The organism is Streptomyces sp. NPDC048255 (assembly GCF_040652415.1).
Classification (GTDB): Bacteria; Actinomycetota; Actinomycetes; order Streptomycetales; family Streptomycetaceae; genus Streptomyces.
Genome location: NZ_JBEZMA010000008.1, coordinates 119,038 through 136,818, shown reverse-complemented (window position 1 = coordinate 136,818; position 17,781 = coordinate 119,038). Strand labels below are relative to the sequence as shown.

Below are 17,781 nucleotides of genomic sequence, written 5' to 3'. Positions count from 1 at the left end.
GGGTGGGGGAGATGGCGAAGCGCGAGCGCGTCGTACGCATGTCGGTGGAGCAGCCGCTCTGGCGCGCCCTGACGGGCTACCGGCTGCTCACCATGGTCTACGCGGTGCTGCTGTTCGTCTCCGCGTACAAGGAGTTCGACCACCCCGGGGTCGCGGCCGGCTACCTCGCCTTCCTCGCCGTCTGGACCCTGGCCACCACCTCGAAGGTGGCCAACGCCGCCAGCTGCACCAAGGGCTTCCTCGTCGCGGACCTCACCGTGGCCATCGTCGGGATCGGGCTGACCCCGCTCGCCGACACCCACGAGCGGATCACCGGGGGCGGTCCGACCCTCCCCACGATCTGGACCGGGGGCGCGGTCCTGGCCTTCGCCATCAAGGGCGGCTGGCGCTGGGCCTGCTTCGCCTCCACCTTCGTGGCCGCGGCCACCATCCTCATCCACGGCGGCCAGCCCACCCGGGACGCCCTGCACAACGTGCTGCTCGTCTGGGTCTCCTCCGTGGCCATCGGCTACGTCGTCGAGGTGGCCCGGGCCAGTGAGAACACCCTCGCCCGCGCCCTGGAGATCGAGGCCGCCACCCGCGAGCGCGAGCGTCTCGCCCGCGACATCCACGACGGCGTCCTCCAGGTCCTCGCCATGGTCCAGCGGCGCGGCACCGAACTGGGCGGGGAGGCCGAGGAGCTCGGCCGGATGGCGGGGGAGCAGGAGGTCGCGCTGCGCACCCTGGTCTCCAGCGGGCTGGTGCAGCCTTCCCGGGTCTCCTCCGACCAGTCGCGCGGCGCGCTGGTGGACACGTACGAGGTGGAGGAGCCGGACGCCGACGACGGCGGTGAGCTGGACCTGCGCACGCTCCTCGCCCCGCACGCCGGGTCCCGGGTGAGCTTCGCCGAGCCGGGCACCCCGGTCCCGCTGCCGGTGCCCGCGGCGAGGGAGCTGGCCGCGGCGGTCGGCGCCGCCCTCGACAACGTGCGCAAGCACGCGGGCGAGGGGGCCAGGGCCTGGATCCTGGTCGAGGACTGGGGCGACGAGGTGATAGTGACCGTCCGCGACGACGGCCCGGGCATCCCGGCCGGCCGGCTCGACCAGGCGGAGGGCGAGGGACGGATGGGCGTGGCCCTGTCCATCCGCGGCCGGCTGCGCGACCTGGGAGGCAGCGCCGAGCTGCTGTCCGTCCCCGGGCAGGGCACCGAAGTGGAACTGAAAGTACCCAGGGGCAGGACGGACAACCGATGAGTGGACGGACCGAGTTGAACCAGACGGACGAGCTGCACGAGATCAAGGTCATGGTCGTCGACGACCACCCGATGTGGCGGGACGCGGTCGCCCGCGACCTGGCCGCGGCGGGCTTCGACGTGGTGGCCACGGCCGGGGACGGCCCCGAGGCGGTCCGCCGGGCCCCCGCCGTCTCCCCCGACGTCCTGGTCCTCGACCTGAACCTGCCCGGAATGCCGGGGGTGCAGGTCTGCAAGGAGCTGGTCGGCGCCCACCCGGCCCTGCGGGTCCTCGTCCTGTCGGCCAGCGGTGAGCACGCGGACGTACTGGAAGCGGTGAAGTCCGGCGCGACCGGCTACCTGCTGAAGTCCGCCGGTGCCCAGGAGCTGATCGACGCGGTCCGCCGCACGGCGGCCGGCGACCCGGTGTTCACCCCGGGCCTGGCCGGGCTGGTGCTCGGCGAGTACCGGCGCCTGGCCACCGACCCGGCGCCGGCCGCCCCCGACGAGCCGAAGGCGCCGCAGCTGACCGACCGCGAGACCGAGGTGCTGCGGCTGGTGGCCAAGGGGCTCTCGTACAAGCAGATCGCGGAGCGGCTGGTCATCTCCCACCGGACGGTGCAGAACCACGTCCAGAACACCCTGGGCAAACTCCAGTTGCACAACCGGGTGGAGCTCGTCCGGTACGCGATAGAGCGGGGCCTGGACGACGCGTAGCCGGACGCGGACGGTGGCGCCGATCGTACTTACGTCTTCGTACGAGTGAACGGGCGTACGCAACGCCGCGTGATTCCACCGGAATTGACCTCTCCATGACGCTTGATGTGACGCGGGTCACCACTAGCGTGACCGTCATGGCAAAGGAGGATTCCATGAAGGTCGGAGTGCTGACCGGCGGCGGCGACTGCCCCGGGCTCAACGCGGTGATCAGGGGCGTCGTCCGCAAGGGCGAGCAGGAGTACGGCTACGGGTTCATCGGCTTCAAGGACGGCTGGCGGGGCCTGGTCGAAGGGGCCACCGTCCCGCTGGACATCCCCGCCGTCCGCGGCATCCTGCCCCGGGGCGGCACCATCCTCGGATCCTCGCGCACCAACCCGTTCAAGACGGAGAACGGGGTGCGGCGCATCAAGGAGAACCTCGCCAAGTACGAGGTGGACGCGCTCATCGCGATCGGCGGCGAGGACACCCTCGGGGTCGCCGCCAAGCTGTACGAGGAGTACGGCATCCCCTGCGTCGGCGTCCCGAAGACCATCGACAACGACCTCTCCGCGACCGACTACACCTTCGGCTTCGACACGGCCGTCGGCATCGCGACCGAGGCCATCGACCGGCTGCACACCACGGCCGAGTCGCACATGCGGGTCCTGGTCGTCGAGGTCATGGGCCGGCACGCCGGCTGGATCGCCCTGCACTCGGGGCTGGCGGGCGGCGCCAACGTCATCCTCATCCCGGAGCAGCGCTTCGACATGGACCAGGTGTGCGCCTGGGTCACCTCCCGGTTCAAGGCCAGTTATGCGCCGATCGTGGTGGTCGCGGAGGGGGCGATGCCCAAGGACGGCGAGCTGGTGCTGAAGGACGCCACCACCGACTCCTTCGGCCACGTCCGGCTGTCCGGCGTGGGCGAGTGGCTGGCCAAGGAGATCGAGGCGCGCACCGGCAAGGAGGCCCGCACCACCGTGCTCGGGCACATCCAGCGGGGCGGCACCCCGAGCGCCTTCGACCGCTGGCTGGCCACCCGGTTCGGGCTGCACGCCATCGACGCGGTGCGCGACGGCGACTTCGGCAAGATGGTCGCGCTCCAGGGGACGGACATCGTGCGCGTGCCGATCGCCGAGGCCACGGCGAAGCTGAAGACGGTGGACCCGGCGCTGTACCAGGAGGTCGGGGTCTTCTTCGGCTGAGCCGCCGGGCTTCGCCGGACCATGGGTCGTATCGTGACGAACGACCCATGGTCCGACGTACGGGAGCACGCATGGAGATCCTTGCCTTCGGTGTGACCGCCGACGAGAAGCCGCTGCTGGAACGGGCTTTCGCGGGGCAGCACGAGATCCGCTGCCTGGACGTCTTCCTCAGCGAGGACACCGCACCCATCGCCGCCGGGTACGAGATCGTCTCCTCCAGCGTCAACGCGGACCTGAACGGCCGGGTGCTGCGCACCCTGGCGGCCGGCGGGACGAAGCTGATCGCCCAGCGCTCCACCGGCTTCAACAACATCGACCTGGACGTGGCCCGGCAGCTCGGCATGACCGTCAGCCGGGTCTCGTACTACTCGCCCTACTCGGTGGCCGAGTTCGCGTGGACGCTGGCGATGGCCGTGAACCGGCGCATCGTCCGGGCCTCGATCCGGACGCGGGACTTCGACTTCCGCCTCAACGGGCTGATGGGCCGGGACATGCGCGGCCGCACGGTGGGCGTCCTCGGGACCGGCAAGATCGGCGAGGCCTTCACCCGGATCGCGCACGGCTTCGGCATGAACCTGCTGGGCTGGGACGTGGCGCAGAACCCGGCGTGCGTGGAACTCGGCATGAAGTACGTGGACAAGGAGGAGCTGTTCGCCTCCTCGGACCTGGTCAGCCTGCACGTCCCGCTGCTGGAGTCCACCCACCACCTCGTGGACGCGGCGGCCCTGCGGCTGATGCGGGACGACGCGATCCTGGTGAACTCCAGCCGCGGCGGGCTGATCGACACCGACGCGCTGGTCACGGAGTTGCGGGCGGGCCGGTTCGCCGGGGTCGGCCTCGACGTGTACGAGGCCGAGGCGGGGGTCTTCTTCCTGGACAAGTCCCTGGAGGCCGTCGAGGACGACACCCTGGCCCGGCTCGTCACCTTCCCGCACGTGGTGGTGACCTCGCACCAGGCGTACTACACGAGTGACGCGGTGGGCCAGATCATCGACACCACCGTCGCCAACGTGGCCGACTACCTGGCCGGCCGCCGCTCCGAGAACACCCTGGTTCCCGGCTGACGCGCCGTTGCCGGGGCTCCGCCCCGGACCCCGCGCAGTGGCCCGGCGGCTATGCGGGGGCGCCCGCCCTCACACCGGCCAGCAGTTCACCCAGCAGCTCCGCGCCCCGCAGGGTCAGCACCGACTCGGGGTGGAACTGCACCCCCGCGAAACCCGCCGCGGCCGACCGCAGTGCGTGGACCTCGCCCGTGGACGGATCCCGGGACACCTCCACCCCCTCGGCGGCGAGCAGGGCGGCCGCGGCGGCGTCGCAGCGCGCGGTGTACGTGTTGTAGAAGCCGACCACCTCCTCGGCCCCGAACAGGTCGATGCGGGTCTGCGCGCCCTGCGCCGGCTCCGCCTTGCGGATCAGCGGGAGGCCCAGCTCGGCCGCCAGCAGCTCGTGCCCCAGGCAGATCCCGACCAGGCCGTGGCGGTGGCCCGCCAGCAGCTCCGCCGCCAGCCCTCGCAGCAGCCGCATCTTGGGGTCCGAGGCATCCGCCGGGTTCCCCGGGCCCGGGCCCAGGACGACCGGGCCCTCCCAGGCCAGGGCCGCCGCCCGCAGCCCGGGGTCGTCGTAGCGGCGTACGGTCACCTCCAGCCCGGGCGCCCGCGAACCCCCCACCTTCAAGACGTGGGCCAGCATCGCCGTGAAGGTGTCCTCGCCGTCCACCACCAGCGCGTGGCCGCCCGGCGCGGCGGGCCGCTCCTGCATCCGGAGCCAGAACGGGGCCAGGTCCGCCCGCCGGGCCTCCAGCGCGGCCCGCACCCGGGGGTCGTCCGCCAGCCGGGCCCCCGCGAAGGCCGGGCGGGGCGCGGCCGGCCGTACGCCGAGGGCCGCCAGTACCCCGGCGGCCTTCGCGTGGGTCTCGGCCACCTCGCCCGCCGGATCGGAGTGCCGTACGAGGGTGGCGCCCACCGGCACCCGCAGTACGCCGTCCCGGGAGATGTCGGCGGTGCGGATCAGGATGGGGGAGTCCAGCGTCTGCGCCCCGGCGGCGTCCAGGCCGAGCAGGGCCAGCGCGCCCGCGTAGTAGCCGCGGCCCGCCCCGTCCCGCCCGAGGGGCTCGTACCGTTCGATCACCCGGCAGGCGTTCTGCACGGGGGAGCCGGTGACCGTCGCCGCGAACATCGTCTCGCGCAGCACCTCGCGCACGTCCAGCGAGGAGCGGCCGCGCAGTTCGTACTCGGTGTGCGCGAGATGGGACATCTCCTTCAGCCGGGGTCCGACGACGACCCCGCCCCGGTCGCCGACGGTGCACATCATCTTGAGTTCCTCGTCGACCACCATCGACAGCTCCTCGGTCTCCTTGCGGTCGCCGAGGAAGGCGAGGAGCGACTCGGCCGTCGGGCCGGTGGCGGGATAGCGGTACGTGCCGCTGATCGGGTTCATCACGACCGTGCCGCCCGCCCGTCTCCCGCCACCGCCCTCAACCGAGAGCGCTTCGCGCTCGCCCCTCCCGCCGGACATCCGCACGTGCACCTCGGGGCTGGCCCCGACCAGGGTCCGCTCGCCGGTGTGGACCACGTACGTCCAGTACGCGCCCCGCTCGCCCAGCAGCAGCCGCCGGAACAGGGCGAGGGCGTCGGCGCGGCCGAAGCCGTCGATCCGGCCCTCGTAGGTCCGCCGGATCACGAAGTTCGCGCCTTCCCCGCGGCCGATCTCGTCCCGGATGACGCGCTCGACGATGGCCGCGTACGCGGTGTCGGGGACGTCGAAGCCGCCCTCCTCGACCCGGACCTCGTGCGCGGGCAGCGCGGCCAGCGCCTCGGCGAGCGGGAGCTCGTACGTCTCCTCGGCGACGAGCACGCTCAGCGGGGTGCCGTCGTCGTGTACGTCGAACCCGCGCTCCCGGATCTGCCGGAAGGGGACGAGGGCGAGGGTGGGCAGCGGGCCGACGGGCAGGTCGGCGAGGCGCTCGGCCTCGTGGACGGCGCCGAGGAGCAGCTCGACGGTGTCGTGGTCGCGGCCGGGGGTGCGGCGCCGGAGCAGGGCGAACGGCGGGCACGAGTCGTCGAGGAGCCGGCTGAGCAGCGAGGCCGTGGGCGCGGGCGGCGGCGTGGGCTGGGGCGTGGACATGGGGCTGGCTTCCTTCCGGTGGGAGGAGCGGGCCCGGGTCCGTGCGCGAACGCGGAAGGCCGCCCCTCAGGGCGGCCTTCGCGTCGGTCGTGTCTCTAGGTACGCGCGAGGAGTGGGCCGCCGGGAGCGGGCCACCACCAGTTCAGGTTCGCGTGCGCGTACATGGGAGGGACCCTAGCCCACGCCCGCCGTGGAGGCGAAGGATCCGCTCCGCGGCACGTCCGGAATCACCAATTCCGGCCACTGGGGTCCGGTTCGGGAGATTTCTGTCTCACGTAGTGGGCGCACGGCTGGACAGGCCGTGCGACGCCGTAATGTGTAACAGGTGACCGTGAACGCTGAAACCCAAGCCCCCGCCGCCAAGGCGACCTGGCGAGACCTTCCCGCGGCGCAGCAGCCTTCGTACCCCGATGCCGAGGCCCTGCGCGCTGTCGTCGCGGACCTCGAGTCGTATCCTCCGCTCGTTTTCGCGGGTGAGTGCGACCAGCTGCGCGCCCGTCTGGGAGCCGTCGCCAAGGGCGAGGCGTTCCTCCTTCAGGGTGGCGACTGCGCCGAGGCCTTCGACGGGGTGTCCGCCGAGCACATCCGAGCCAAGCTGAAGACGCTGCTCCAGATGAGTGCCGTCCTCACGTACGCGGCCTCCGTGCCCGTCGTGAAGGTCGGCCGCATCGCCGGCCAGTACTCCAAGCCGCGCTCCAAGGACACCGAGACCCGCGACGGCGTGACGCTGCCGACCTACCGCGGCGACTCCGTCAACGGCTTCGCCTTCACCGAAGAGGCGCGGATCCCGGACCCCGAGCGGCTGAAGCGGATGTACAACGCCTCCGCCTCCACCCTCAACCTGGTGCGTGCCTTCACCACCGGTGGTTACGCCGACCTGCGCCAGGTGCACGCCTGGAACCAGGACTTCGTGAAGTCGTCCCCGTCCGGTCAGCGCTACGAGCAGCTGGCCCGCGAGATCGACAACGCGCTGAACTTCATGAAGGCCTGCGGCACCGACCCGGCCGAGTTCAAGGCCGTCGAGTTCTACGCCTCCCACGAGGCGCTGCTGCTCGACTACGAGGGCGCGCTGACCCGCACCGACTCGCGGACCGGCAAGCTGTACGACACCTCCGGCCACATGGTCTGGATCGGTGAGCGCACCCGCCAGCTGGACCACGCGCACATCGAGTTCTGCTCGCAGATCGCCAACCCGATCGGCATCAAGCTCGGCCCGACCACCACGGTGGACGAGGCGCTGACGTACATCGACCGCCTCGACCCCGAGCGCGAGCCGGGCCGGCTGACCTTCGTCGTCCGCATGGGCGCCGACAAGGTCCGCGACAAGCTCCCCGAGCTGGTCGAGAAGGTCACCGCCTCCGGCGCCACCGTGGCCTGGGTCACCGACCCGATGCACGGCAACACCTTCGAGGCGGCCTCCGGCCACAAGACGCGCCGTTTCGACGACGTGCTCGACGAGGTCAAGGGCTTCTTCGAGGTCCACAAGGCGCTGGGCACCCACCCGGGCGGCATCCACGTCGAGCTCACCGGTGACGACGTCACCGAGTGCGTGGGCGGCGGCGACGAGATCTTCGTCGACGACCTGCACCAGCGCTACGAGACGGCCTGCGACCCGCGTCTCAACCGCAGCCAGTCCCTGGACCTGGCGTTCCTGGTCGCGGAGATGTACCGGGACCAGTAAGGACCGGGCAGGACCTTCAGTACGTTCCTACGGGGATGGGGCGCGGATCGATGTGATCCGCGCCCCATCGTCGTACCCGGGGCTTTTAGGGTTGCCTAAGTTTGGGTACGGTTAGGTAAGCCTCACCGAATAGGGGATGGCTCGCCGAACCATTCCTGCCAGGGAGGTGAACCGCGTGTACGTCTGCTCGTGTTTCGGGATCACCGACAAGCAGGTCAAGGACCACGCGGCCGCCGGGGCCTGCACTCCCCGCCAGATCGCCTCGGCGACCAAGGCCGGAACCGACTGCGGCTCCTGCGTGCGCACCATCCAGGGGATACTCGGCCGTGGTGCGTGCCCCCGCCGGGAACTGCTGGAGAAGGGCAACGCGGCGGCCGTACTCGCCGCCGACGTGGCGCCCGCTCCCTCGCCCGAGCTCGCCGAAGCGGCTTAGGCCACCGAAACCCCTCGTCAGCTGGGCTGCTCGATCAGCTGCGCGATGTACAGCGGCTCACCCAGGGACTCGATGAGCTCCAGCTGGGTGTCGAGGTAGTCGATGTGGTGCTCCTCGTCCGCGAGGATCTCCTCGAAGAGCCGCGCGGAGGTGATGTCACCCTTGCCGCGCATGACCTCGATGCCCCGCTTGAGCCGGTCGATCGCCTCGACCTCCACCTGGCGGTCCGCCTGGAACATCTCCGTGATGGTCTGCCCGACCCGCACGTGGAAGAGGCGCTGGTAGTTCGGCAGCCCGTCGAGCATCAGGATGCGCTCGGTGATCTTGTCCGCGTGCTTCATCTCATCGATGGACTCTTCACGCGTGTACTTGGCGAGCTTGGTCCAGCCCTTGTTGTCCTGGATGCGGTAGTGCAGCCAGTACTGGTTGATGGCCGTCAGCTCACCGGTCAGCTGCTCGTTCAGAAACTCAAGGACCTCGGGGTCGCCCTGCATCGCAGAGGCTCCTTCCAGGCAATGTCAGCTAAGTGACGGGGCAGTTGCGCGCATCCTTGCACCGCCGCTGGAGGCCGTCCAGTAAGTGCCTCCTTAGTGGGAGTTACCGTGACTTGCCCGAATCGGCTCAGACCTGGTCATGACCACCCTGCCCAGTCTGTCACCATGGAGTCATGGGTCAGCCGGAAAGCCGGGAATCTCCGGGAGCAGAGCAGCTGGAGCTTCCCCCGGGACAGCGGTTGCAGCGAGGCTGGCCCGTCACCCATTACGGGCCCGTACCCAAGTTCAAGCCGGACCGCTGGGAGTTCCGCGTCTTCGGCGCGACGGCCGACGGCGAGAAGCACTGCTGGAACCACGAGGAGTTCGGGGCCCTGCCCTTCGACTCGGTCGTGGCGGACCTGCACTGCGTGACGAAGTTCAGCATGCCGGGCGCCGAATGGGGCGGTGTGCTCGCCCGTACCGTCCTCGCCCTCGCGCCGCCGGCGCCCCAGGTCACGCACGTGATGGTGTGGGCCGAGTACGGCTTCAGCTCCAACATGCGGCTGGCCGATTTCGCCTCCGAGCGCACCGTCTTCGCCACCCATCAGGGCGGTGAACTGCTCACCGCCGAGCACGGGTTCCCGCTGCGGCTCGTGGTCCCGCACCTGTACGCCTGGAAGGGGCCCAAGTGGGTCCGCGGCGTCGAGTACATGACCGCCGACCGCCGTGGCTTCTGGGAGGAGCGCGGCTACCACAACATCGGCGACCCCTGGCGGGAGCAGCGCTACTCCTACCAGGAGGAGCCCGGGGAAGGCCCCGAGCTCTAGGGAGTGCCTCCCCCCGGACCTACTGGTGGTACTGGTGGACCACCGCGTGACCCTTGCCGCGGCCGATCATCCACTTGTTGACCGGGACGGTGATCACGAAGGCCGCCGCCAGCGCGATCGCCAGCACGATCCAGAACAGCGGCGCCGACAGGTGCGCGTCCATGGCGCCCGGCCAGAGCGCGATCACGCCGTTGTCGATCAGTTCCATGACGGTGATGGACAGGGTGTCGGCGGCCAGCGCCACCCGGACGGCGCTACGGAAGTCCACGCCGGCCTTCAGGACCCCGCGCAGGGTGAACGCGTAGCCGAAGAAGAACGCCAGGACGATCGCCAGGGCCATCGTCGGGACGTTTCCCCAGCCCAGCGCGGTACCGATGACCATGCCCAGGACCTCGCCGATGGCGCATCCGGTGAGGCAGTGCAGCGTGGCCCTGGCCGCCTCGGCCCAGGTGACCTTGCCGCCGTGGTGCGGGTGGTGGTGGGCGTGCTGCTCGTGTGCGTGGTGCCCGTGCTCGTGCGCGTGGTCCATGGGAGCCCCCTGGGAACGTCGGACAAACGGCCCTGCGGATAGCAGAACCGAATACCCCCCAGGGGTATTCCTCGCGGGGTCAGTGGAACTCGCGCAGCTCCTTCAGCAGCGCGATGTCCGCCGCGTGCCCTTCCTTCCCGCCCGGCGTCTCGATGATCAGCGGTACGCCCTCCATCGCCGGGTGCGTGAACAGCTCGGCGAACGCGTCCCGGCCGATGTGGCCCCGCCCGATGTTCTCGTGCCGGTCCTTGTGCGCGCCGACCCCCTCCTTGGAGTCGTTCGCGTGGACCAGCTTCAGCCGGCCCTCGCCCACCGTGTCCACCAGCAGGTCCAGCGTCTGCTTCGCCCCGCCCGGCTCGGCCAGGTCGTGCCCGGCCGCGAAGATGTGGCACGTGTCCAGGCAGATGCCCAGCTTGGGGTGGTGGTCGAGCGCCTCGAAGTACGGGCCGAAGTCCCAGGTCCGCGAGCACAGCGAGGAACCCTGCCCGGCCGTGGACTCCAGCAGCAGGAAGGGGTCGTCCTCGTGCGTCAGCTCGTCCAGCAGCGGCAGCATGTACTCCCTGACCTGCGCGTACGCCGCCTCGCGCGGGCGGCCTCCGGTCGCCGAGCCGGTGTGCACGACCACCCCGAGCGCGCCGATCTCCCGGCCGCGGCGCAGCGAGTGGCGCAGGGACTCCACCGACTTCTCCACCGTCGCCTCGGTGTGCGAGCCGAAGTTGATCAGGTACGGCGCGTGCACGTACGCCGGGACCGACTCGGCCGCGCACTCCTCCCGGAACCGCTCGTCCTGCGCCGGGTTGCCGACCGGGGTGGCCCAGCCGCGCGGATTGGCGACGAAGACCTGCACGGCCTCGGCGCCCAGCTCCCGGGCGTACGTCAGCCCGACCGAGGCGAGCCCGCCGGCCACCGGGACGTGCCCGCCCACGGGATTGCGTACGGCCCCCGCGGGCTGTGCCTCGTGCTCCTGCTGTTCCACGTACGCCTACAGTCCCTTGGTCTTGATGGTGATCGTGCTGCCCTCGGGGGCGCTCTGGCCGGCGGCCACCGACTGGGTGTCCACGGTGTTGCTGAAGGAGAGGAACGGCCGCTCGACCTTCACCTTGAAGCCCGCGCCCTCCAGCGCCTTGCGGGCCGCGTCCACGTCCTGGCCGGTCACGTTCGGCACCGGGAGCTGGCGCGGGCCCTTGGAGACCGTCAGGGTGACGGCGTCCCCGGCCGCTGCCTGGGTGCCCGCGCCGACCGACTGGTTCGCGACCGTACCGGCCGGAGAGGCGGCGTTGACCTGCTCGGGGGCGGTCGCCACCTTCAGGCCGAGACCCTCCAGGGTGGCGCGCGCCTGCTCCAGGGGAGCCCCGGCCACGCTCGGCACGGGGATCGGGCGGCCCTTGCTGACCAGCAGCGCGACGGCCGTGTCGGGGGCCCGCTTCTCCCCGCCCGCCGGATCGGTGCTGATCACCGAGCCCTGGGCGACGTCCTGGCTGAAGGCCTGGGTGACGATGCCGGGCGCGAGCCCCGCGTTCGTCAGCTCGGCCGTGGCCTCCTCCAGCGGCCTGCCCTTGAGGTTGGGCACGGCGACGACCTCGGGGCCGCGGGAGAGGGTGATCGTCACCGCGCCGTTGCCGCGGATGCGCTTGCCGCCCGCGGGATCGGTGTTCATCACCGTCCCGCGCTCGAAGGAGTTGCTGAACTTCCGGTCGATCCGCTTCACGCCGAGGCCCGCGGCGGACAGCTGGGCCTTGGCCTGCTCCTCCGTCTTGCCGAGAAGGTTGGGGACCTTGGTGAACTGGCCGGAGTTGATGTACCAGACGCCGGTGCCCAGGGCGAGGGCGAGCAGGACCCCGGCGACCGCCAGGAAGGTGCCGCGGCGGGAGCGCCGCTCGCGCCGCGGCCCGGTCGGGGCGGGCGGCGGCGCCATCTCCGGCATCTCCAGGCGGGAGGTGTGGTGCACCTCCTGCTGCGCGGCGACCGGCCGGGGGATCACGCTGGTGCGGTCCTCCGTGGCGGTCCGCTCCCCGGCGCGCGCCTGCGGCGGTACCGCGTCCAGCTCGGCGTCGCTGAGCCGCGCCCGGGCCTCCAGGGCGAGGCCGAGCAGGGAGGCGGCGTCGGAGGGACGCAGCTCGGGGTTGCGGGCGGTGGCGTGCAGGACGAGCTCGTCCAGGCCGGCGGGGAGCCCGGGGACGGCGGCCGAAGGCGGCGGCACGTCCTCGTTGAGGTGCTGGTAGAGCACCTGGGCGGGGCTGCCGCCGGTGTGCGGCTTGCCGCCGGTGAGCATCTCGTAGAGGACGACGCCGCAGGCGTAGACGTCCACGCGGGTGTCGGTGACGCCGTTCTCGATCTGCTCGGGGGCCAGGTAGGAGACGGTGCCGAGCACGGAGCCGGTGGTGTGGGTGACGGAGTCGACGGACCGCACCAGCCCGAAGTCGGCGACCTTCACCCGGCCGTCGTCGCCGATCAGCACGTTCTCGGGCTTCATGTCGCGGTGGACGAAGCCGGCCCGGTGGGCGGCGCCGAGGGCGGCGAGCACCGGTTCGAGGATGTCGAGGGCGGCCCGGGGCTGGAGCGCGCCGCGCTCGCGGAGCACGTCGCGCAGGGTGCAGCCGGAGACGTACTCCATGGCGAGGTAGACGTACGGCCCGTCCGTGCCCTGGTCGAAGACGGCGACCACGTTGGAGTGGGCGAGCCGGGCCACGGACTTGGCCTCCCGGATGAACCGGTCGACGAAGGCGGCGTCCGCGGCGAGCGCCGGGTGCATCACCTTCAGCGCGAGGACGCGGTCGAGGCGGGTGTCGACGGCCCGGTAGACCGTGGCCATGCCGCCGGCCGCGATGCGGGCGTCGACGCGGTAGCGGCTGTCGAGCACGCGCCCGACGAGGGGGTCATCCAGGGTCGTATCCACCCGGCGATTCTACGAGGGCGCGGTGAGCCTCCGGCCGGTCCGGGTCGGCTTGCAGCTCAGCTGTGACGTGCTGGGGTGCGGCGCCGCCGGCGGGGCTGAGGATCCAGCCTCGCCGGCGTTCGAGGCGCGGGGTCCGCGGCGGAGCCCCAGGAGGCCGGCCGCAGGTCAGAACGCCGGGCGTTCCGGGTCGAGGGCGGCGCGGCCCTCCGCAGGAGAGGAGGCTTCGGCGAAGCGCCGCTGCGGGATGCGCCCCGCGCGGTGGGCGAGGCGCCCCGCCGACACGGCGTCCCGCATGGCCGCCGCCATCAGCACCGGCTCCTGCGCCCGGGTCACCGCGGAGGCGAGCATCACGGCCGCGCAGCCCAGTTCCATCGCCAGCGCGGCGTCGGACGCCGTGCCCGCCCCCGCGTCCAGGATGACCGGCACGGACGCCCGCTCCGTGATCAGCTCGAAGTTGTGCGGGTTGCGGATGCCCATCCCGGAGCCGATCGGGGAGCCCAGCGGCATGATCGCCGCGCAGCCCACGTCCTCCAGCTTCCGCGCGAGCACGGGGTCGTCGTTGGTGTACGGGAGGACCGTGAAGCCCTCGTCCACCAGGATCTCGGCGGCGTCCAGCAGCTCGACGCCGTCGGGCAGGAGGGTGCGCTCGTCCGCGACGACCTCCAGCTTGACCCAGTCCGTACCGAGCGCCTCCCGTGCCAGCCGGGCGGTCAGGACGGCCTCGCCCGCCGTGAAGCAGCCCGCGGTGTTCGGCAGGACCGTGATGTCCAGTTTCGCCAGTACGGACAGGACGGAGCCCTGGACCGTGGGGTCCAGGCGCCGCATCGCCACCGTCGTGAGCTCGGTGCCGGAGGCGACGAGGGCGCGTTCCAGGACGTCCAGGCTCGGGGCGCCGCCCGTACCCATGATCAGGCGCGAGGAGAAGGTCCGGCCGGCGAGGGTGAACAGGTCGTCGTCCACGGATGTCATCGTCAGCCTCCCTGGACCGCGGTGAGGATCTCGACCCGGTCGCCCTCGCCCACCGGCGTCGCGGGCCACTGCCCGCGCGGGACCACGGTCTCGTTGAGCGCGGCGGCGACGCCGGACGGCGCGGCGGTCAGGGTGGCGACCACGGCGTCGAGCGTGGTGCCGGCCGCGATCTCCAGCGGCTCGCCGTTGACGGAGATGGTCATGCGTACGACTCCTGACGTGCGGCGGAGAACCGGCGGGGGGTGAAGGGGCGGGCGATCCGGGGGAGTTCGCCGGTGGTCAGCAGCTCCGCCATCACCTCGCCGGTGAGCGGGGTCAGCAGCACCCCGTTGCGGTAGTGGCCGGTGGCCAGGTGCAGGCCCGGCAGCTCGGTCGGGCCGAGCAGCGGGGCGTTGTCGGGCGAACCGGGCCGCAGTCCCGCCCGGGTCTCGGTGAGCGGGAGTTCGGTGATGCCGGGTACCAGTTCGTGGGCGTCGCGCAGGAGTTCGTAGACCCCGCCCGCGGTGACCGTGGTGTCCCAGCCGAGTTCCTCGCTGGTGGCGCCGATGACGAGCTCGCCGTTCTCGCGCGGGACGAGGTAGACGTGGCTGCCGCGTACGACGGCCCGTACGGTCCGCGACAGGAACGGCGCGTACGCCGCCGGTACGGACAGCCGCAGGACCTGTCCCTTGACCGGCCGCACGGGGGCCAGGGCCTGCGGCGGTACGCCCGCCAGCCGGCCGCTCAGGGAGCCCGCGGCCAGGACCACCTGGTCGGCGGGCAGCTCCGTACCGTCGTCGAGGACCGCGCCCGCCGCCCGGTCGGCGGTGACGAGCAGCCGCTCGGCCGGAGCCCGGTGGATCACCACGCCGGCCCGCTCGCAGGCGGCCAGCAGGGCGGCCGCGAGCCGGCGCGGGTCGACCTGGTGGTCGCCGTCCACGCGCAGGCCGCCGCGTACGCCCGGGGCCAGCATCGGCTCCAGGCGGCGGCACTCGCGGCCGGTGAGCCACTCGGACTCCAGGCCGCAGCGGCGCTGGAGGGCGTGCAGTTCGCGCAGGTGGAGGCGGTCGTCGGCGTCGAGGGCGACGGCGAGGGTGCCGCAGGCGCGGTAGCCGATGTCCAGGCCGCCACTGGCCTCGGCGAGCTCGGCGGCGAATTCCGGATAGCGCGCGGCGGAGTCCAGGCCCAGTTCCAGCAGGGCCTCCTCGCCGTAGTGCAGCTCGGTGACGGGGGCGAGCATGCCCGCCGCGACCTGGGCGGCGCCGCCGCCGGGGGCCGGGTCGGCGAGTACGGTGCGCAGCCCGCGCCGGGCCGCCCGCCAGGCCGTGACGAGGCCGATGATCCCGCCCCCGATGACGAGGACGTCGGATCCTTTTCTCGTTCGAGATGAGTGCATGGGCGTCCAGCCCCTCCCTTCGCCGGCATGACCCGGATCAGGTTCGTACGGTCGGAGGCCGGCCAGCCTCCCTCTCAGCCCGGTGCGCCCGGACTCCCGCGATAGGTACGGTGGCCAGACTAACCGTTCCTAGAGACTGAGCGGGAGTAAGTCCTGTTGCCAGGACTGGTCTCTCTCAGCCGCGCGCCCCGGACGGTGTTGGGCGTGCTGGTTGCCCGCTTTCGCTCCGTGTCCGGGCTGCGCGCATCGTGTGCGGGGTCCGGGAACACGGGGTCGGGTTTCCTCACGTCCTCGGGTATCCGGTTCGGCCTGGACGGTCCGATGCCCGCGACGATCGCTCCGGTCGTCGTGGGGCGGTGCCGTCCGTCGCCGGATCGGGTGCCCGAGGGCGCGTCTGCCGATCGCGATGCTCGCGGCATCGTGCCGGGTCGTGGTGCGGTGGGGTGCTGACATGGGTTTTTGCCAGTGCTGGGCGCCCCACATGCTGGTGTACGCGGGATCGACCGCGACGATCGGCAGACCCCTTTCGGCTGCCATGGAGACGAGCCGTGCACGGAGTCTGGCGGTGGGGATGTCGGAGATCAGTTGCCGGAACTTCTTCTTCCGGCCGTGCTTCTCGCGGGTCTTCTCGTCGGTGAAGTCGAGGTCTTCGACGGCGATGGCCGTGACGCCGCACTGTTGTGCCCAGTGGAGGAGGCGGGTGATGGCGTAGCGGATCTGCGCGTCCCGGTGCTGGGTGGTCCCGGACAGGTCGTAGGGGAAGCGGTGCGGTTTACCAACGGGGTTTCCGTGGGGATCGAGTCGCCAGGCGGCGAAGTGATCGGCGTTCGTGTCCACGCCGACGATGCCGTTCGCGCGTGCCGCCGGGAGGGGGATGGTCTGGATGGTGGGGCGTGTCCAGGCGGCGTCCAAGTACCAGCGGCCGCGCGCGGTGTCGTAGTGGATGCGGTAGGCGACAGCCCGGTCCGTAGACGTGCGGTCGCGCCACTCCTCGCCCCGGTGGGGGAAGGCGACCCGTGCCGTGAGTGTGTACCGGCCGCGCGGGCTGTTGGCGTACCCGGCGAGCGGCGCGGGCAGCTTGATGCTGACCTCTCCCTCGGGGGTGACCCGGATGGTCTCGTTCCCGAACCTCTTCCCGGACTCGCCGTCGGCTGACAGGAACCAGCGGGCTGCCTCCCACCTCTCCCGCCACTCAGGTTCGGTGAGACCGGCCGCATCCAGGTGGTGGCGGGTGTTCGCCAGTTTCCGGCCTCCGCGCACCACCCGTACCCGGCCCGCCTCACGATCAGCCGACACGGCTGCGTGCCGGGCCTCCAGGGATGCCAGCCGGCGGGACTTGGCAAACCACTCGCGCTGCGACCGGTAGCCGCCCGGGGAGTGTTTGGTGCCCTTCCCGCCGATCGGGAGGGACAGGCGGTGGCGGAGCATGCGGATACCCGCATCAAGCCCGGCCAGGTGGGTGGCCTGAGCGCGGCGGGACAGCGACCACTGGTCATGCGTCGCCTTCGTGATCGACCCCGCCCACCGGGACGACGACAGCGGGGTCAGCTCACGCTTGCGCCCGGCCCACGACTCATTGGAATGCCTCAGGCCATCAGCGCAGCGGGCCTTGAGGTCACGCCCGGCCAAGGCTCCCAGGTGCGCGCCGACCAGCCGCAGCACCCTCTCATCCTCCGCCGTCAGAGCCTTGAGCCGGTCACGTATCGACACCCCCGAGGGACCGAGGGCAACGAACGGCGTGGCGATTGTCCGGAGCCCCCTCCTCGGCTCAGCCACCTTGCGCCGCCGCTTCCAGGGCCTTGGCAGCCCGGTTCTGCGCACCGCGGCGTCCGTGCAGGCGAGCACAGAACGAAGTGAGCACGTCCATCATGTCCCGGACCAGGTCGTCATCGACCTCGCCGTCATCCAGCACGACGAGACGGCGTCCGTGCGCGGACAGGGCGGCTTCGACCAGTTCCAGATTCATCCGCCCGAGGCGGTCCTTGTGCTCCACCACCACACAGGTCACATCAGGGTCGGCCAGCAGACGACGCGCCTTCGACCGGGAACCGTTCACACCCGAACCAGTCTCCGACTCGATCCGGACCACCCGGTGACCGGCCTTCGCCGCCCACTGTGAAAGACGCGTCACCTGACGCTCAAGATCCGCCTTCTGGCCATGAGACGACACCCGGGCATACAAGCCGACACCACCCACCACCTCAGGTGCGGCATGCGCCTCCACATTCACCAGGATCGTGCGGGGCCCGACCCGCTGAGCCGGTACCGGCAAAGTGCCTTCACGAAACCAGCGATACGCGGTCTGCGGATGCACACCCTGCGCCTTCGCCCACTCCTTTAGGTTCACACCCACGACCGTAACCA

The 17,781-nt window shown here is 71.6% G+C and carries 17 protein-coding genes and 1 riboswitch; of the genes, 7 read left to right on the top strand and 10 right to left on the bottom strand.

The window, feature by feature from the left end; genetic code table 11:
- The first annotated feature begins 11 nt into the window (after positions 1-11).
- The 4 genes from AB0D94_RS10085 to AB0D94_RS10070 all read left to right on the top strand — a co-directional run bounded on the left by AB0D94_RS10085 (position 12) and on the right by AB0D94_RS10070 (position 4,175).
- Complete coding sequence (locus AB0D94_RS10085; protein ID WP_362048446.1) at positions 12-1,232, top strand: DUF5931 domain-containing protein; 1,221 nt, start codon at positions 12-14, stop codon at positions 1,230-1,232.
- The gene (locus AB0D94_RS10080) at positions 1,229-1,927 is read left to right on the top strand and encodes a response regulator transcription factor (protein WP_362048443.1); all 699 of its coding nucleotides are present in this window, start codon (positions 1,229-1,231) and stop codon (positions 1,925-1,927) included. The genes AB0D94_RS10085 and AB0D94_RS10080 overlap by 4 nt, the downstream gene beginning before the upstream one ends.
- Positions 1,928-2,082: 155 nt before the next feature.
- Positions 2,083-3,111 carry a 6-phosphofructokinase gene (locus AB0D94_RS10075; protein WP_362048626.1) on the top strand — a complete coding sequence of 343 codons (1,029 nt, stop codon included), beginning with the start codon at positions 2,083-2,085 and terminating at the stop codon, positions 3,109-3,111.
- A gap of 71 nt (positions 3,112-3,182) precedes the next feature.
- Positions 3,183-4,175, top strand: coding sequence for a 2-hydroxyacid dehydrogenase (locus AB0D94_RS10070; RefSeq protein ID WP_362048440.1), 993 nt, complete (start codon positions 3,183-3,185; stop codon positions 4,173-4,175).
- A gap of 49 nt (positions 4,176-4,224) precedes the next feature.
- Here AB0D94_RS10070 and AB0D94_RS10065 read toward each other — a convergent pair whose 3' ends face one another.
- Complete coding sequence (locus AB0D94_RS10065) at positions 4,225-6,234, bottom strand: chorismate-binding protein (protein WP_362048437.1); 2,010 nt, start codon at positions 6,232-6,234, stop codon at positions 4,225-4,227.
- Between the two features lie 325 nt (positions 6,235-6,559).
- Between AB0D94_RS10065 and AB0D94_RS10060 the strand changes: the two genes are divergently transcribed.
- Positions 6,560-7,915, top strand: coding sequence for a class II 3-deoxy-7-phosphoheptulonate synthase (locus tag AB0D94_RS10060; protein WP_362048434.1), 1,356 nt, complete (start codon positions 6,560-6,562; stop codon positions 7,913-7,915).
- A gap of 175 nt (positions 7,916-8,090) precedes the next feature.
- Positions 8,091-8,348 carry a (2Fe-2S)-binding protein gene (locus AB0D94_RS10055; protein ID WP_362048623.1) on the top strand — a complete coding sequence of 86 codons (258 nt, stop codon included), beginning with the start codon at positions 8,091-8,093 and terminating at the stop codon, positions 8,346-8,348.
- 17 nt (positions 8,349-8,365) lie between these two features.
- Here the strand turns inward: AB0D94_RS10055 and bfr are convergent, their stop codons facing one another.
- A complete protein-coding gene (bfr, locus tag AB0D94_RS10050; protein WP_069919949.1) occupies positions 8,366-8,842 on the bottom strand; it encodes a bacterioferritin in 477 nt (158 codons plus the stop codon).
- A 173-nt stretch (positions 8,843-9,015) separates the two neighbouring features.
- On the opposite strand from bfr, the gene AB0D94_RS10045 reads away from it, so the two are divergent.
- Positions 9,016-9,648: a sulfite oxidase-like oxidoreductase gene (locus tag AB0D94_RS10045; RefSeq protein WP_362048429.1), complete on the top strand. Its 633-nt coding sequence runs from the start codon at positions 9,016-9,018 to the stop codon at positions 9,646-9,648.
- Between the two features lie 19 nt (positions 9,649-9,667).
- Here the strand turns inward: AB0D94_RS10045 and AB0D94_RS10040 are convergent, their stop codons facing one another.
- From AB0D94_RS10040 to AB0D94_RS10005, 8 genes are all read right to left on the bottom strand, one after another.
- Entirely contained in the window at positions 9,668-10,177 is a 510-nt protein-coding gene (locus tag AB0D94_RS10040; protein ID WP_362048426.1) for a DUF4396 domain-containing protein, read from the bottom strand.
- Between the two features lie 79 nt (positions 10,178-10,256).
- Positions 10,257-11,153 carry a deoxyribonuclease IV gene (locus AB0D94_RS10035; protein ID WP_362048423.1) on the bottom strand — a complete coding sequence of 299 codons (897 nt, stop codon included), beginning with the start codon at positions 11,151-11,153 and terminating at the stop codon, positions 10,257-10,259.
- 6 nt (positions 11,154-11,159) lie between these two features.
- On the bottom strand, positions 11,160-13,073 hold the full coding sequence (gene pknB, locus AB0D94_RS10030) for a Stk1 family PASTA domain-containing Ser/Thr kinase (RefSeq protein ID WP_362048420.1): 1,914 nt from the start codon (positions 13,071-13,073) through the stop codon (positions 11,160-11,162).
- A 165-nt stretch (positions 13,074-13,238) separates the two neighbouring features.
- Positions 13,239-14,042 carry a thiazole synthase gene (locus AB0D94_RS10025; protein ID WP_362048417.1) on the bottom strand — a complete coding sequence of 268 codons (804 nt, stop codon included), beginning with the start codon at positions 14,040-14,042 and terminating at the stop codon, positions 13,239-13,241.
- 2 nt (positions 14,043-14,044) lie between these two features.
- Positions 14,045-14,245, bottom strand: a complete 201-nt coding sequence (gene thiS, locus AB0D94_RS10020) for a sulfur carrier protein ThiS (protein WP_266937061.1) — start codon at positions 14,243-14,245, stop codon at positions 14,045-14,047.
- Positions 14,242-15,417 carry a glycine oxidase ThiO gene (gene thiO, locus AB0D94_RS10015; protein WP_362048413.1) on the bottom strand — a complete coding sequence of 392 codons (1,176 nt, stop codon included), beginning with the start codon at positions 15,415-15,417 and terminating at the stop codon, positions 14,242-14,244. Before thiO ends, thiS begins: the two co-directional genes overlap by 4 nt.
- Positions 15,415-15,527, bottom strand: a riboswitch (TPP riboswitch). (Overlaps the previous gene by 3 nt.)
- Positions 15,528-15,546: 19 nt before the next feature.
- Positions 15,547-17,238: an IS200/IS605 family accessory protein TnpB-related protein gene (locus tag AB0D94_RS10010; RefSeq protein ID WP_362048410.1), complete on the bottom strand. Its 1,692-nt coding sequence runs from the start codon at positions 17,236-17,238 to the stop codon at positions 15,547-15,549.
- The gene (locus AB0D94_RS10005) at positions 17,186-17,764 is read right to left on the bottom strand and encodes an IS607 family transposase (RefSeq protein WP_362048407.1); all 579 of its coding nucleotides are present in this window, start codon (positions 17,762-17,764) and stop codon (positions 17,186-17,188) included. The genes AB0D94_RS10010 and AB0D94_RS10005 overlap by 53 nt, the downstream gene beginning before the upstream one ends.
- Between the last annotated feature and the right edge of the window lie 17 nt (positions 17,765-17,781).

Excerpts from the sequence above, each read along its gene's own strand:
- AB0D94_RS10085 (WP_362048446.1), top strand. The coding sequence starts at position 12 with ATGGCGAAGCGCGAGCGCGTCGTACGCATGTCGGTGGAGCAGCCGCTC.
- AB0D94_RS10080 (WP_362048443.1), top strand. The coding sequence starts at position 1,229 with ATGAGTGGACGGACCGAGTTGAACCAGACGGACGAGCTGCACGAGATC.
- AB0D94_RS10075 (WP_362048626.1), top strand. The coding sequence starts at position 2,083 with ATGAAGGTCGGAGTGCTGACCGGCGGCGGCGACTGCCCCGGGCTCAAC.
- AB0D94_RS10070 (WP_362048440.1), top strand. The coding sequence starts at position 3,183 with ATGGAGATCCTTGCCTTCGGTGTGACCGCCGACGAGAAGCCGCTGCTG.
- AB0D94_RS10065 (WP_362048437.1), bottom strand. The coding sequence starts at position 6,234 with ATGTCCACGCCCCAGCCCACGCCGCCGCCCGCGCCCACGGCCTCGCTG.
- bfr (WP_069919949.1), bottom strand. The coding sequence starts at position 8,842 with ATGCAGGGCGACCCCGAGGTCCTTGAGTTTCTGAACGAGCAGCTGACC.
- AB0D94_RS10045 (WP_362048429.1), top strand. The coding sequence starts at position 9,016 with ATGGGTCAGCCGGAAAGCCGGGAATCTCCGGGAGCAGAGCAGCTGGAG.
- AB0D94_RS10040 (WP_362048426.1), bottom strand. The coding sequence starts at position 10,177 with ATGGACCACGCGCACGAGCACGGGCACCACGCACACGAGCAGCACGCC.
- AB0D94_RS10025 (WP_362048417.1), bottom strand. The coding sequence starts at position 14,042 with ATGACATCCGTGGACGACGACCTGTTCACCCTCGCCGGCCGGACCTTC.
- thiS (WP_266937061.1), bottom strand. The coding sequence starts at position 14,245 with ATGACCATCTCCGTCAACGGCGAGCCGCTGGAGATCGCGGCCGGCACC.
- thiO (WP_362048413.1), bottom strand. The coding sequence starts at position 15,417 with ATGCACTCATCTCGAACGAGAAAAGGATCCGACGTCCTCGTCATCGGG.